At 67.4% G+C, this 14,432-nt stretch carries 11 protein-coding genes and 1 pseudogene; 5 read left to right on the plus strand and 7 right to left on the minus strand.

What is annotated here, in order from left to right:
• Nucleotides 1–12: 12 nt before the first annotated feature.
• Nucleotides 13–963, minus strand: a complete 951-nt coding sequence (locus B7D75_RS02365; protein WP_107113705.1) for a Vgb family protein — start codon at nt 961–963, stop codon at nt 13–15.
• 85 nt (nt 964–1,048) lie between these two features.
• On the opposite strand from B7D75_RS02365, the pseudogene B7D75_RS02370 reads away from it, so the two are divergent.
• Nucleotides 1,049–1,905: pseudogene (locus B7D75_RS02370) on the plus strand (PP2C family serine/threonine-protein phosphatase).
• 173 nt (nt 1,906–2,078) lie between these two features.
• On the opposite strand, the gene fiuA reads toward B7D75_RS02370, so the two are convergent.
• The 3 genes from fiuA to B7D75_RS02390 form a co-directional block, all read right to left on the minus strand.
• Entirely contained in the window at nt 2,079–4,487 is a 2,409-nt protein-coding gene (fiuA, locus tag B7D75_RS02380) for a TonB-dependent ferrichrome receptor FiuA (protein ID WP_043099005.1), read from the minus strand.
• Between the two features lie 102 nt (nt 4,488–4,589).
• Nucleotides 4,590–5,561, minus strand: a complete 972-nt coding sequence (locus B7D75_RS02385) for a FecR domain-containing protein (protein WP_012074051.1) — start codon at nt 5,559–5,561, stop codon at nt 4,590–4,592.
• On the minus strand, nt 5,558–6,076 hold the full coding sequence (locus B7D75_RS02390) for an RNA polymerase sigma factor (protein ID WP_012074052.1): 519 nt from the start codon (nt 6,074–6,076) through the stop codon (nt 5,558–5,560). The genes B7D75_RS02385 and B7D75_RS02390 overlap by 4 nt, the downstream gene beginning before the upstream one ends.
• 168 nt (nt 6,077–6,244) lie before the next feature.
• Between B7D75_RS02390 and B7D75_RS02395 the strand changes: the two genes are divergently transcribed.
• From B7D75_RS02395 to B7D75_RS02405, 3 genes are all read left to right on the plus strand, one after another.
• Nucleotides 6,245–6,994 carry a glutathione S-transferase family protein gene (locus tag B7D75_RS02395; protein ID WP_033999595.1) on the plus strand — a complete coding sequence of 250 codons (750 nt, stop codon included), beginning with the start codon at nt 6,245–6,247 and terminating at the stop codon, nt 6,992–6,994.
• Between the two features lie 137 nt (nt 6,995–7,131).
• On the plus strand, nt 7,132–7,533 hold the full coding sequence (locus B7D75_RS02400) for a PaaI family thioesterase (RefSeq protein ID WP_023442668.1): 402 nt from the start codon (nt 7,132–7,134) through the stop codon (nt 7,531–7,533).
• Nucleotides 7,534–7,582: 49 nt separating this feature from the next.
• Nucleotides 7,583–8,152, plus strand: coding sequence for a TetR/AcrR family transcriptional regulator (locus tag B7D75_RS02405; protein WP_012074054.1), 570 nt, complete (start codon nt 7,583–7,585; stop codon nt 8,150–8,152).
• A gap of 25 nt (nt 8,153–8,177) precedes the next feature.
• Here the strand turns inward: B7D75_RS02405 and B7D75_RS02410 are convergent, their stop codons facing one another.
• Both B7D75_RS02410 and B7D75_RS02415 read right to left on the minus strand, forming a co-directional pair.
• Nucleotides 8,178–9,905, minus strand: a complete 1,728-nt coding sequence (locus tag B7D75_RS02410; protein ID WP_079381861.1) for an NCS1 family nucleobase:cation symporter-1 — start codon at nt 9,903–9,905, stop codon at nt 8,178–8,180.
• 347 nt (nt 9,906–10,252) lie between these two features.
• Nucleotides 10,253–11,179, minus strand: coding sequence for a LysR substrate-binding domain-containing protein (locus B7D75_RS02415; RefSeq protein ID WP_043099001.1), 927 nt, complete (start codon nt 11,177–11,179; stop codon nt 10,253–10,255).
• Between the two features lie 87 nt (nt 11,180–11,266).
• Between B7D75_RS02415 and B7D75_RS02420 the strand changes: the two genes are divergently transcribed.
• On the plus strand, nt 11,267–11,743 hold the full coding sequence (locus tag B7D75_RS02420) for a GNAT family N-acetyltransferase (protein ID WP_033999593.1): 477 nt from the start codon (nt 11,267–11,269) through the stop codon (nt 11,741–11,743).
• Between the two features lie 266 nt (nt 11,744–12,009).
• On the opposite strand, the gene B7D75_RS02425 is transcribed toward B7D75_RS02420, so the two are convergent.
• Complete coding sequence (locus tag B7D75_RS02425) at nt 12,010–14,187, minus strand: malate synthase G (RefSeq protein ID WP_058146341.1); 2,178 nt, start codon at nt 14,185–14,187, stop codon at nt 12,010–12,012.
• Nucleotides 14,188–14,432: the final 245 nt, after the last annotated feature.

Genomic DNA, 14,432 nt, shown 5'->3' on the forward strand with positions numbered 1-14,432 from the left:
TCCTTGGATGGATCAATCGCGGACGACGCGAAGACGATCGGTGGCGGGCTCGGCGCTCCAGGTCTCGCCGGGCCGCCCGCCGAGCAGGGCGTTGCCGGGCGCCGGCCGGTCGCTGGGCAGGACGCGGAATGTTGCCTGCTCGCTGTCGAAACGCAAGAGCGCGCCGCTGGCGGCGTCGTGCAGCCAGACCCGGTCCATGGCGTCGACCCGCAGGCTGTCCGGGCGGGCCTGGCTGTCCGGCAGCGGCCAGCTCTGCCACGAGGCATCGCTGGGATCGTAGCGGTACAGCCGGGCGCCGCCGCTGTCGCTGGCCCAGAGCCTGCCGACGGAGTCGGCGCCGAGGCCGCGCAGGGCCTTCGTGCCTTCAGGCGCGGGCAACCGCTCGGCGCTGCCGTCGAGCGGATCGACATGCACCAGCGCGTCGTCCTGTGCGTACCAGACCTCGCCGTCCGGGGTGACGCAGATGCCGCTCGCCGCCTTGCCCTGGGGCGCCGGCCAGACTTCCACCACGCGCCGCTGCGGATCCAGGCGGCCATGGAAACCACGGCTGCCGGTGAACCAGAGCCGTCCGTCGTCGTCGAACGCGGCGGCCTCCAGCCCGACCGGCGCGGCCTTGGCCGGCAGCGCGAAGCGCTCGCTGCCGAGGCGCTCGCCGCCGACGCGGAGGATGGCGTCGAGGCCGCTGTCGAGCACCCAGGCGTTGCCGCTCTCGTCGCTGACGATGGCTCGCGGCCGCGCGCCTTCGCCGAGCGGCACCTGCACGCTCGCGCCGCTGGTCGGATCGAGCCGGCCCAGTGCGTGCCCGCCGGCGGCGCCGAACCATACCGGTCCCTGGGCGGTGGGCGCGACCGCGTAGGGCGCGGAGCCCTTGTCCAGCGGGTAATACTGCTCGCCCGCCAGGGCGGCGCCATTCAGCGACAGGCCGACAAGCAGGCCCAGCAACGGGGATGACAGGCAACGCATGCAATTCTCCTCGAACGACGGGCGGGACGTGGAAAGGCCCTGTCTTGCTATTCTGGCAAGCCATTGAGCATAGGAGGAACTGCGAATGCCCACAGTGGAAATACTCGGGGCGGAATGCCGCGCGGGGGCGCGGTGAACGACGATGCGCTGGGTTGCACGGCGCAGGCCGCCTGGGTGATCGACGGTGCCACCAGCATCGGCCGCAGCGTGCTGGGCGTGGAAAGCGACGCGCGCTGGCTGGCCCAGGCGGTGGACCGGCACCTGCGGTTGCTGCTGGAAGTCGAGCCCGAGCAATCCAGCGAGACCCTGCTGCGGCGCCTGCTCAACGATATCCAGGGCGACTTCCGCGCGCAGAGCGGCCGCGACTGGCACGACCTCGAAGACATGCCGGCGGCCTGCCTGAGCCTGCTGCGGATTCGCGGCGGCGAGGTCGAACTGCTCAACATCGGCGACAGCCGGATCCTCGTCGAAGGCGCCGACGGCCAGGTGCGCAGCTTCGGCGAATCGGCCCTGCACGAACTGGACCGGCAATCGCTGGCGCATTTCTGCCGGATGCGCGAGGAGCACCCGCAGTGGGACCACGCCGAACTGTTCAAGGCCAGCCGCCCGCGCGTGCGGCAGAACCGCCAGCTGATGAACAAGCCCGAGGGCTACTGGGCGCTGGACATAAGCGATCGCTGGCTCGGCCAGGTGCAGCGCGAGACCCTGCCGCTCGCCGCGTTGCGCTCTTTCGTGCTGATGACCGACGGCTTCGACCGGCTGGTCGAGCCTTTCCGCCGCTATACCGACGAGCAGTTGCTGCGGCGCCTCGAGGACGTCGGAGTGAGCGCCCTGCTCGACGAGTTGCGCGAGATCGAACAGGGCGACGACCAGGCCCTGGCGTTCCCGCGTTTCAAGATCCACGACGACGCCAGCGCGCTGTGGGGTCGGATCGCGGGGTGAACGATGATCTCCGGCGCCCGGAATGCAGGGTCCTCCCCATTGCGCCGGCTGCCGATATCCCGGCCCTCTCCCTCAGGCGGGAGGAGGGCATCCGGTGCCCGGAAGGTACGTTCTGCGGCAGGGCGAGTAACCGCGAAGCGGTTATCCGCCGTTGCACACCCGTGACGCGTCGCTCACCACTTGTAGCTGACGCTGCCCACCACGCTGCGCTGGTCGCCGTAGTAGCAGTAGTAGCCGTCGCAGGACGCCAGGTAATCCTTGTTGAACAGATTGTTGGCATTGACCGCCACGCTGACGCCTTTCAGGCTGCCGTTCAATTGGCCCAGGTCGTAGCGCACGGCGGCGTCGTACAGGGTGTACGAGCCGGCGTAGCCGTCGTAGGTGTTGGCCTGGTCGCCGTAGGTCGAGCCTACGTAGCGGGCGCCGGCACCTACGCTGAAACCGTTGAGCGCACCCTCGTGCCAGGTGTAGTCGGCCCATAGCGAGGCCTGGTTGCGCGGCGCCTGTTGCAGGCGGTTGCCTGCGTACTGGCCTTTTTTCACTTCGGTGTCGGTGTAGCTATAGGCGCCGATCATCTTCAGGTTTTCGGTGACGTTGCTGGTGGCTTCCAGCTCAATCCCGGAGACCTTCACTTCGCCCGTCTGCGAAGTGACCGGCGTGCCGCCTATGTTCTGCGACACGCTGACGTTCTCCTGGCGCAGGTCATAGACCGCGGCGGTGAACAGCGAGTCGGAGCCCACCGGCTGGTACTTCACGCCGATTTCCCATTGCTTGCCTTCGGTCGGCTTCAGCGAACTGGTGCTGTTCATATCGGCGCCAGTGGTGGGCTGGAACGACTCGGCGTAGGAGATGTAGGGCGCCACGCCATTGTCGAAGATGTAGCTGAGCGCCGCGTTGCCGCTGAACTTCTTGTCGCGGCTGGTATTGGTGGCGTCGCCCTTGTTGTAGAAGGTGGCGCCGGTGTGCACCCAGTCTTCGCGCCCGCCGAGGGTCAGGCGCCAGTTGTCGAGGGCGATCTGGTCCTGGATGTAGAGGCCGGTCTGGTAGGTCTTCTGCTTGTAGTCGTAGTACGCATCGGAACGCGGCGGCTTGGGAATCGGCTGGCCGTAGATCGGATTGTTGATGTTGGTCGGCGGTACCTCGAAGCCGAAGATCGAGGTGTATTCGTTGGTGGTCCTGTTATGGTCCAGGCCCAGCAGCAGGGTGTGGCGCAGCGCGCCGGTGTCGAAGTCGGCCTGGAAGTTGTTGTCCACCACGAACTGGCTGACGTCCTCGTCCACTGATGTGCTGGTGCGCTGCAGGGTACCGTCGTCGCTGGCGGCAGCGTAATAACCGGCTGGGGTCAGCGCCTGGAACGACAGGTCGTTGCGCAGGTAGCGCAGGTTCTGGCGGAACTGCCAGACGTCGTTGATCCGCCGCTCGAAGGCGTAGCCCAGCCAGTAGTAGGTGCGGTCGTAGTATTCCCAGTCCGGATCGCCGAGGTTCTTGTGGTGGGAAACCTTGCCGAACGGCGCGTCGTACTTGGTCCCGCGCAGCGGCAGGAACTGGCTGGTGATGCCGGTATCGTCGCGGTTGAACTGGCCGAGGAAGGTCAGCCGGGTGTCGTCGTCGATGTTCCAGGTCAGGCTCGGGGCGATGTTGTAGCGCTTGTCGTCGATATGATCGACCTGGGTGTTGCTGTCGCGCACCACCCCGGAGACGCGGTAGAGAAAGCGTCCCTCGTCGTCGAGCGGGCCGGTGCTGTCGAAGCTGACCTGCTTGTGGTTGTAGTTGCCGACCTCGGCCTTCACCTCGTGACTGGCGACGTTCTGCGGACGCAGGCTGACCATGTCGAGCATGCCGCCCGGCGGGGTCTGGCCGTAGACCGAGGAGGCCGGGCCGCGCAACAGGGCGACACGCTCCAGGTTCCAGGTTTCCAGCTTCGGGTTGTTGTAGACACCGACCGCCATCGGCAGGCCGTCGAGGAACTGGGTCGGCTTGAAGCCGCGTACCTTCAACCAGTCGGAGCGGGTGTCGCTGCCGAAGCTGCTGGCGACGACGCCGGGCATGTAGCGCACCGCGTCGTCGAGGTTGTGCACGGCGCGGTCGGTCATCTGCTGGCGGGTCGCCACCGAGATCGAGCGCGGGGTTTCGAGGATCGGCGTATCGGTCTTGGTCCCGGTCATGCTGCGCTTGGCCACGTAGCCGCTGGTCGGCCCCAGTGGGTCTTCCTCGGCGCCGCTGACCGTCATCGCCTGCAACGACAGCGTGTCTTCCGGCACCTTGCGCAGGCTGTAGGTGCCGCCGGCGTTTTCCACCAGCTCCAGGCCGCTGCCCCTGAGCGCTTCGCGCAATGCGCCGGGCGCGTCGAAGCGACCTTGCACGGCGTGGGCGCTGCGTCCTTCGGCGAGCGCCGGGTCCAGGGTGAGGACCAGGCCGGCCTGGGCCGCGATGCGGTTCAGGGTGCCCGCCAGCGGCCCGGCGGCGATGCGGTAGTCGCGCACGCTGGCCTGTTCGGCCGGGGCGGCGTGGAGGAACGGTGCGGGAACGGCAAGGGCGATGGCGATGGCGAGCAGGCCGGGACGGAACGTCGGGCGGGGCATGTGCGGGGCTCCTGGATGGAAACGAGTCTCAATGCCTCCTTGCCGGACGAGTCGGAAAAAGTGATAGGGCCGGCGGAAAAAATTTTTCGCGACCCGTTCGGTTCAGCGTGGCACCACTTCGAACCACCAGGCGTTGTGCCTCACGCTGCGTACCGGCAGGCTCGGCTCCAGGGCCTGGAGGGCGAGGCGGGTGTCCTTCAGCGGGAAACTGCCGGTGACGCGCAGGTCGGCGATGCTCGGGTCGACCCGCAGCAGTGCCGGCGAGTAGCGCCCCAGTTCCGCCACCAGGTCGGCCAGCCGGGCGTTCTCCACCACCAGCATGCCCTGCGCCCAGGCGCCGGCCAGGGCCGGAGCCGCTGCGCTGGCCTGCAGGCCTTGCGGCAGGATCAGCACCTGCTGGCCTTCCTTGATCACACGTTCTTCGCTGAGCGTTTCCGCGCGCGCGGCCACCGCCGACTGCAATACGGTGAGGCGCGTACCGGGCTCCTCGCGACGGACCAGGAAGCGCGTGCCGAGGGCGCGCATGTCGCCGTCGGCGCTGCTGACCACGAAGGGGCGCGGGTCGCCATGGGCGGTTTCCACCAGGATCTCGCCGGCCAGCAGCACGACCTGGCGGCGTTCGCCGTCGAAGCGGACATCGATGGCGCTGCGGCTGTTCAGGCGCACATGGGTGGCGTCGGGGAGGGTCAGCTCGCGCTGCTCGCCGGTGGCGCTGTAGGCGTCGGCCAGCAGGTAGCGGACCGGGACGTAGCGGTTGGCCACGCCGAGCCCGACGCCCAGCGCCAGCAGCAGTCCCAGGGCGCTGCCGCCGAGCCGGCGCAGGCGCCGCTTGAAGCGTGCGTTGCCGGACAGCAGGGCGTTGCGCGCCGGCCCGTTGGCGGCTCTCGCCAGGTGCCGGTCGAGGCCGCCGAGCTGTTCCCAGGCGCGTTCGTGTTCGGGATGCGCCGCGTACCAGCGGTGGAAGGCGCGGTGGTCGTCGGGATGAGCCTCGCCGGAATCGAGCAGCAACTGCCAGGCGATGGCTTCGTCGAGCACCCGCGCGTGCACTGCTGTCTGGCGCTCGTCGGGGTTCATCGCGGTTCCCCGTAGAGGGCGATGTAGCACTGGCGCAGGCCCTGGGCCAGGTACTGGCGCACGCGCGGCACCGAGACCCCGAGACGCTCGGCGATCTCGGCGTGTGGCATGCCGTCCAGGCGGTTGTAGAGGAACGCGCTGCGCGCCTTCAGCGACAGCGTGCCGAGCAGGCGGTCGATCTCGCGCAGGTCCTCGAGGATCAGGTACCGCTCTTCGGCCGAAGGCTGCTCCGCTTCCGGAACCAGCGCCAGTTCGGCGAGATAGGCCTGCTCCAGGGCGGCGCGGCGGAAGTGGTCGATCAGCAGGCCGCGCGCCACCTTCGCCAGGAACGCACGCGGTTCGCGCAGGCCGGGCAGCTCCGGGCGGCCGAGGAGGCGGACGAAGGTGTCCTGGCTGAGGTCTTCGGCGCGCTGGCGGCAGCCGAGGTTGCGGTTCAGCCAGGCGAGCAGCCAGCCGCGGTGGTCCCGGTACAGGCTACCCACGAATTCGCTGTTGCTGACTTCACCCGCCGCCACGGACGCTCCCCATCCCGTAACGGGATCGAATGGAAAAACGAGAATTATTCGCAAATGATCGCAAAGTGCGACTATCCCTGCAATTGGCGTCCGTCGGGAAGCCACTTGAGTCGCCCCGGTGGTTTGCCGGAGGATCGGCGTTCCGATAACAAGAACAGGAGTCTCGTCGTGGCCGAACCTTTGCTGATCATCGGTTCCTATCTATCCCCCTATGTGCGCAAGGTACTGGTGCTGCTGGAGCTGAAAGGCGTCGCCTACCGCATCGACCCCATCGTGCCGTTCTTCGGCGACGAGGCCTTCGAGCGCCTCAGTCCGTTGCGGCAGATACCGGTGCTGGTGGACGGCGACTTCGTCCTCAACGATTCCAGCGTGATCTGCCAGTACCTGGAAGAGCGCTATCCGCAGCCGAGCCTGTATCCCGTCGATCTCGGCCAGCGCGCCCAGGCCCGCTGGCTGGAGGAGTACGCCGATTCGCGGCTGGGCCAGGTGATCATCTGGCAGTTGTTCCACCAGCAGGTGATCAATCGCGGGATCTGGAAGCGCGAGCCTGACCAGGCGGTCCTGCAGCGCACCTACGACGAGGACCTGCCTTCGGTCTGCGCCTACCTGGAAGGGCGGACGCCGGAGCGGGGCTGGCTGCTCGGCGAGCTGTCCATCGCCGATGTCGCCATCGCCTGCCTGTTCCGCAATGCCCAACTGGCGCGCTATCAGGTCGACGGCGAGCGCTGGCCGCGCCTGGCGCGCCTGCTGGCCGACGCCTTCGCCCTGCCGGTGTTCCAGCGCCTGGCGCGTTTCGAGAACGCCAGCGCGCAGACGCCGGTGGCCGAACAGCGCAAGGTGCTGGGCGAGGCCGGCGCGCCGTTGAGCGCCACCAGTCATGGGCGCGAGCAGCCGGTCCGCGGGCCGATGAGTCGCTGAAGCGGCCAGGGGCGCCTCGGCGCCCTCTTTATGCACGCCCATTCAGCGAGCGGATAAGACCCGTACGTGGCTGGCGAGGATGTCGTTCGGGACTATCTTATCTAGACCAGTCTATATAAAACCTGGGCGAGCCCGCCATGAACGTCCCCGAAGGATTCCAGCCATTGTTCCGCAGCAGCCCGTTGCTCGACCTGCTCGGCCCCTTCTTCTGCCGGCGCGATGCGCAGCGCCAACTGGTGGTGGCGCTGCGCATCGAAGAGAAGCACTGCAATCACGGCGGCAGCGCCCACGGCGGCCTGCTCTCGACCCTGGCCGACGTCGGCCTCGGCTACGCCATGGCGTTTTCCCGCGAGCCGCCGCAGCCGATGGTGACCGTCGGCCTGCGCCTGGACTTCTGCGGCGTCGCGCGGGTCGGCGATTGGCTGGAGGTGCATACCCGGGTCGACAAGCTCGGCCAGCGCATGGCCTTCGCCTCGGCCCGGCTGCACAGCGGCGAGCGCCTGGTGGCCAGCGCCAGCGGTGTGTTTCATCTACCCTGAGGCTCGGGCATGCTTGCCCGCTCGTCTGCCGTGAGTTGGAGAGTCAGGTTTGCCGAAGAAGTCCAATGCCGCCGAACGGATCGTCCATGCCACCGCCTCGCTGCTGGCCAGCCGCGGCTACTTCGGTACCGGGCTGAGCGACATCATCGCCCGCGCCGAGGCGCCGAAAGGTTCGCTCTATCACTACTTCCCCCAGGGCAAGCCGCAGATCGCCAGCGCGGCGATCGGCTTCGTCGGCGCCGAGGTCGAGACCTTCCTCGACCGTGCCGGCGCCACGGCGCCCCACGCGCGCAACGTCCTGCGCGAATTCACCGCGACCCTGCGCGGCTGGCTGGAGCGATCGGCTTTCGAGGAAGCCTGCCCGGTGTTTTCCACTACCTTGAGCATCGATGCCGAGCTGGCCCCGGTGCATGCCGAGTGCCGCCGCGCGCTGCGCGCATGGCACGCCGGCATCGAGCGCGCGTTGCGCGCCGACGGCATGGCGGAGAAGGCCGCCGGCTCGCGCGCCTGGTTGATTCTCGCGGCGCTGGAGGGCGCGGTCGGCGTGGCCCGCGCCGAGCGTTCGGTGGATGCCCTCGACGCGATCGAGGAGGAACTGCGGGCGTTGCTGCCGGCTTAGCTGGCCCGCGCCGGCCGGGCGCCCTTCAGTGCTGCACGCTGTCCACCGCGATCGCTTCGCCGGACACCTCGCGGTACGCCGCGCGGCGGTTGGCCAGGGCGTAGTGGATCAGACCCGCCAGGCCGGCGCCGAAGAACCAGGAGAACGGCGACAGTTCGGCGAACGCCGGCAGCAGCGCCAACAGGGTGGAGATGATCGCCGCCGGGACGAAGGCGGCGATGGCTCGCGGATTCACCCCGCGCGCGTAGTGGTAGGCGCCGGCGCGGCTCTCGGTGTACAGCTCCGGCAGGTTCACCCGGCCTTTGCGCACCAGGTAGTAGTCGACCATGATGATCCCGTACAGCGGGCCGAGCAGCGCGCCGAGGCCGCCGAGGAAGTAGAGGATCACCCCGGGGCTGTTGTACAGGTGCCAGGGCAGGATCAGTACCGCGATGGTCGCGCTGATCAGCCCGGCGCGGCGGAAGTTCAGCAGGTTCGGCGCCAGGTTGGTGAGCACGTAGGCCGGGGCGACGAAGTTGGCCATGATGTTCACCGCCACGGTGACGATCAGCAGCGCCAGGCTGGCCAGCACCAGGAAGGCGGTGTCGGGGATCGCCGCGACGATGTCGGTGGGGCTCTGGATGAGCTGGCCGTCGATCCTGAACTGGGCGCCGGCGAGCACCACCGCGAACAGGCCGAACAGCAGGATATTCACCGGCAGCCCCCAGAAGTTGCCGACGCTGATGGTGCGCTTGTCCGGGCAGCCGCGGGCGAAATCGCAGAAATTCAGGATCATGGTGCCGTAGAGGGTGACCCAGAACGCCGCGCCGCCGAAGATCTTCAGCCACATCTGCGAACCGCTCATGGGGTCGCCGCTGGACCAGGCGATGGAGGCGCCGGCGCGCAGGTACATCCAGGCGGCGAGGGCGGCGACGGTGAGCAGGATCACCGGTCCGGCGAAGGATTCGTAGCGACGCACCATCTCCATGCCGTAGGCGAAGATCAGCAGTTGCACGCACCAGATGGCGACGAAGGTCGCCCAGCCCAGGCTCGACAGGCCGAGGATCGCATCCTGGTCGTAGGCCGCGAGGCCCGGCCAGATCGCCGTCAGCAGGACGCGCAGGACGATCGAGGCGAGATAGGTCTGGATGCCGAACCAGGCGATGGCGATCACCGCGCGGATCAACGCGGGAAGCTGCGCGCCATGGATGCCGAAGGCGATCCGGCACATCACCGGGTAGGGCAGGCCGGTCTTCTGGCCCATGTAGCCGGACAGGTTCATCAGCCCGTAGACCATCAGCGCGCCCAGGGCCAGCGCGGCGAGGATCTGCGCGCCGCTCATGCCGAGGGCGAAGAGGCCGATGGCGAAGGAGTAGTTGGCGATGTTGTGCACGTCGTTGGTCCACAGCGCGAACAGGCTGTAGCGTCCCCAGCGACGCCCTTCGGCCTTGCTCGGGGCGAGGTCGGCGCTGTACAGGCGCGGGCTCAGCGGCGGCAGTTCGCTGCCGGCGTGATGGCTGGCGCGGGGCAGGCAATCGAGACTGGCGGGAGTGCCCAGGTCCAGGCGCGCCGCCGAGAACTCCGCTGCGCGCAGCCCGGCGCGGGGCAGGCAGTCGAGACTGGCCGGAGTGCCCAGGTCGAGCATCGCGGCGGAGAACTCGGCTGCGCTCTGGCCGGCCCGCGGCAGATGGTCGAGGCTTTCCAGGGTGCCGAGGTCGAGCAGCGAGGGGGAAAACTCGCGGGGCGCGGCGGGCGGCTTCGGGGTGCTGGACATGGCGGTCTCCTCCGGCAGTCGGAAGAACTCGGCGCGAGGTCGGGTTCGTCTGTTATTTTTGTATACAAGAATTTCGAATATTTAAGCCAGTTATGTGCCAACCGTTCCTCGACCGGATTTTCCGCGCTCTGTGGAAACCGGCCTTTCGGCGGCAAGCCCCTGAAACCGCTTGGGAAAAAGCTGTCGCTTCGATCAGGTAAGAATTTCTAACCGATTCATAGGTTTATGCTGAAGGATGAGAGGGAGGGGAAAAAACGGGGCGGCCAGGAGGCCGTATTGGGAAAATTGTGCACAATAATTGTGCCCAGTGTTACCGCGACGCCCGTCGACGGTGCGCGGCGTGAAGCTCAGCCTGTCCGGGAAATGTCCAGGCCCTTCAACTGCCCGATCATCCACGCATGGGCGTCACGCCCGACATGCTGGACGTGGCTGTAGAGCCGCAGCACGTAGGGCGGAATGTCGAACGGGGCGGGATACAGGGCGAGGCCGGCGGCTTCCGCCAGGGCCTGGGCGGCATGTCGGGGAGCGGTGAGCAGGAAATCGGTGGAGCCTGCCAGGAACAGCGCCGCGAGCACCGTCGGCAGTTGCACCGCCACTTCGCGACGCAGGCCGGAGCGGGCCAGCAGCCGGTCGATCACGCCGCTGTCCTCGTTCCACGGCGTCACCACCGCATGCCGCTCGGCCAGGTAGCCCTCCAGCGTCGGTGCCCCGGCGAGGCGCGGGTGGTCGCGGCGCGCCACCACCACGTAGCGGTCGGCGAACCAGTCATGGGCCTGGATTCCTTCTGGCAGGCGCTCGTGTTCCTCGTCGTAGCCGAGGGCGAAATCGATCCGCCCGCTGGCCAGGGCTTCCACCGACAGCTTGCGCTCGGCATTGACCAGGCGCAGGCGCACCCCGGGCGCGCTGTGCTGCAGGCGGGCCATCAGCGACGGGAGCAGGGCGAAGGCGGTGTAGTCGGTGGTGGCGAAGACGAAAGTGCGCTGGCTCTGTCCCGGCACGAACGGCCGCCATTCCTCGAGTCCCTCGCCCAGGGCACGCAGGGCGGCGGCCACCGCGCCGGCCAGGTGCTCGGCGCGCTGGGTCGGCTGCATGCGGTTGCCCTGGCGCAGGAACAACTCGTCGTCCAGTCCCTGGCGCAGGCGCCCCAGCGCATGGCTGAAGGCCGAGGCGCTGATCGCCAGCTCGCCGGCGGCGGTACCGACGTTGCGGTGGCGATACAGGGAGTCGAACACCAGCAGCAGGTTGAGATCGAGACGGCGCAGCAGTGGATGCATGATATTCAGTTGCCGATGAGAAGAATGCACTTCATGCATCTTATCAGCCGCACTAGGATGGCCGGGTTTCTCATCGGAAGGTTGCCCATGACGCTCGAAATCCGTCCCGCCGTACCGGCCGACGCCGAACAGATCCTTGCCTTCATCATCGAACTGGCCGACTACGAGCGGGCCCGCCACGAGGTGGTCACCGATGTCGAAGGCATCCGCCGCAGCCTGTTCGCCGAAGGCTCGCCGACCCGCGCGCTGATGTGCCTGAGCGAGGGCCGGCCGATCGGTTATGCGGTGTACTTCTACAGCTACTCGACCTGGCTGGGACGCAACGGCATCTACCTCGAAGATCTCTACGTCACCCCGGAGTACCGTGGCGTTGGCGCCGGTCGCCGGCTGCTCCGCGAGTTAGCCCGCGAGGCCGTGGCCAACGACTGCGGACGCCTGGAGTGGAGCGTGCTGGACTGGAACCAGCCGGCCATCGACTTCTACCGCTCCATCGGCGCGCTGCCGCAGGACGAGTGGGTGCGTTACCGGCTGGATGGCGAGGCGTTGCGCAGGATGGCGCAGTAGCTGGCGGCAAGCCGCGTGCCTTGGGCGGGTGATGCCGGGGGAGAGCGTGGAGTAGGGCGAATATCGCCCTACGGTCTATATCGCTCGCAACTTCTGGCAGTTAACAACCGGGGGAGGAAGTCGCTTGAAGCTTGAGCTGGCTTCAGGCTTCAAGCGACGTGCCGGCAGAACAAACGATCCCTCGCGATATCCGCCGTATCCGCGACCCGTCCGCCACGAAAAAGCCGCCCCTCGGGGCGGCTTTTCGTTGCGCTGCGGCGAACGGCCTACAGCCCGTTCTTCGCCTTGAACTCGCGACGCCGGCGATGCAGGACCGGCTCGGTGTAGCCGTTCGGCTGCTTCGTGCCTTCCACCACCAGTTCCAGGGCTGCCTGGAACGCGACGTTGTCGTCGAAGTTCGGCGCCATCGGCCGGTAGGACGGGTCGCTGGCGTTCTGCCGGTCGACCACCACGGCCATGCGCTTGAGACTCTCGACCACCTGCTCCTGGCTGATCACGCCGTGGCGCAGCCAGTTGGCCAGCAACTGGCTGGAGATACGCAGGGTGGCGCGGTCTTCCATCAGGCCGACGTCGTTGATGTCCGGTACCTTGGAGCAGCCGACCCCCTGGTCGATCCAGCGCACTACATAGCCGAGGATGCCCTGGGCGTTGTTGTCCACCTCGTTCTTGATCTCTTCCGCGGTCCAGTTGGTGTTCGGTGCCAGCGGGATGGTCAGGATGTCGTCCACCGAGGCCGGGGTGCGTTTGGCCAGCTCGGCCTGGCGGGCGAACACGTCGACCTTGTGGTAGTGCAGGGCGTGCAGGGTGGCGGCGGTCGGCGACGGGACCCAGGCGGTGTTGGCGCCGGCCAGCGGGTGGCCGATCTTCTGCTCGAGCATGGCGGCCATCAGGTCGGGCATGGCCCACATGCCCTTGCCGATCTGCGCCTTGCCTTGCAGGCCGGTGGCCAGGCCGACATCGACGTTGTTGTTCTCGTAGGCGCCGATCCACTTCTCCGACTTCATGGCGCCCTTGCGCACCACGGCGCCGGCTTCCATGGAGGTGTGGATCTCGTCGCCGGTGCGGTCGAGGAAGCCGGTGTTGATGAACACCACGCGATCCTTGGCCGCCTTGATGCAGGCCTTCAGGTTCACGGTGGTGCGGCGTTCCTCGTCCATGATGCCGACCTTCAGCGTGTTGCGCGGCAGGCCGAGGACGTCCTCGACGCGGCCGAACAGCTCGTTGGTGAAGGCGGCTTCTTCCGGGCCGTGCATCTTCGGCTTGACGATGTACACGCTGCCGGTGCGGCTGTTCTTGCGGCTGGTGTTGCCGTTCAGGTTGTGGATGGCGATCAGGCTGGTGAACAGGCCGTCCTGGATGCCTTCCGGCACTTCGTTGCCGTGCTTGTCGAGGATCGCGTCGTTGGTCATCAGGTGGCCGACGTTGCGCACGAACAGCAGCGAGCGGCCGTGCAGGGTCAGTTCGGAGCCGTCGGCCCCGGTGTAGACGCGGTCCGGGTTCATGGTGCGGGTGAAGGTCGTGCCGCCCTTGCTGACTTCCTCGGCCAGGTCGCCCTTCATCAGGCCCAGCCAGTTGCGGTAGATCACTACCTTGTCGTCGGCGTCGACCGCGGCGACCGAGTCCTCGCAGTCCATGATGGTGGTGAGGGCGGCTTCCATCAGCACGTCCTTCACGCCGGCGGCGTCGGTCTGGCCGATCGGGCTGCTGGGGTCGATCTGGATTTCGAAGTGCAGGCCGTTGTGCTTGAGCAGCACGGCCTGCGGCTTGGCGGCATCGCCCTGGAAGGCAAGGAACTGGCCGGCGTTCTTCAGGCCGGTTTCGCTGCCGTTCTTCAGCGCCACGACCAGCGCGCCGTTCTTCACGCTGTAGGAAGTGGCGTCGACATGGGAGCCGGACTCCAGCGGCGCGGCCTCGTCGAGGAAGGCGCGAGCGAAGGCGATGACCTTGTCGCCGCGAACCTTGTTGTAGCCCTTGCCCTTCTCCGCGCCGCCTTCCTCGCTGATCACGTCGGTGCCGTAGAGCGCGTCGTACAGCGAACCCCAGCGGGCGTTGGAGGCGTTCAGGGCGAAGCGCGCATTCATCACCGGCACCACCAGCTGCGGGCCGGCCATGCGGGCGATCTCGTCGTCGACGTTCTGGGTGCCGGCCTGGAAGTCCTCCGCCTCGGGCAGCAAGTAGCCGATTTCCTCGAGGAAGGCCTTGTAGGCCGCGGCGTCATGGGTCTGGCCGGCGCGAGCCTGGTGCCAGCCGTCGATCTTGGCCTGGAGGTCGTCGCGCTTGGCGAGCAGGGCTTTATTCTTCGGTGCGAGGTCGTTGATCACGGCCTCCGCACCGGTCCAGAACGAGTCGGCAGAGACGCCGGTTCCGGGGATGGCTTCGTTGTTCACGAAGTCGAACAGGACTTTGGCGACCTGCAGGCCACCGACTTGAACGCGTTCAGTCATTGTTTGCCTCACTCTGCTCTAGACCAGCTCTGGACCCGGGCCGCACGGCCTTGTAGTCCGAGCCGCGGCATACTACATGATGCCGCGGGAAAAATCAGTGGTTACGCGTCGCGTTACGACTGGATGACGCTTCACGGTCACGTTGGCCAGGCTCAATGTTCGCAAAAAAACTGTACTTTGTTCCAGATAAATCTGAAAACAGTACACGATTTCTTTCGAACCCAACTGCGGCGCGGCGTCGCAGG

Origin of the sequence: Pseudomonas paraeruginosa (genome assembly GCF_003025345.2) — a bacterium.
Classification (GTDB): domain Bacteria; phylum Pseudomonadota; class Gammaproteobacteria; order Pseudomonadales; family Pseudomonadaceae; genus Pseudomonas; species Pseudomonas paraeruginosa.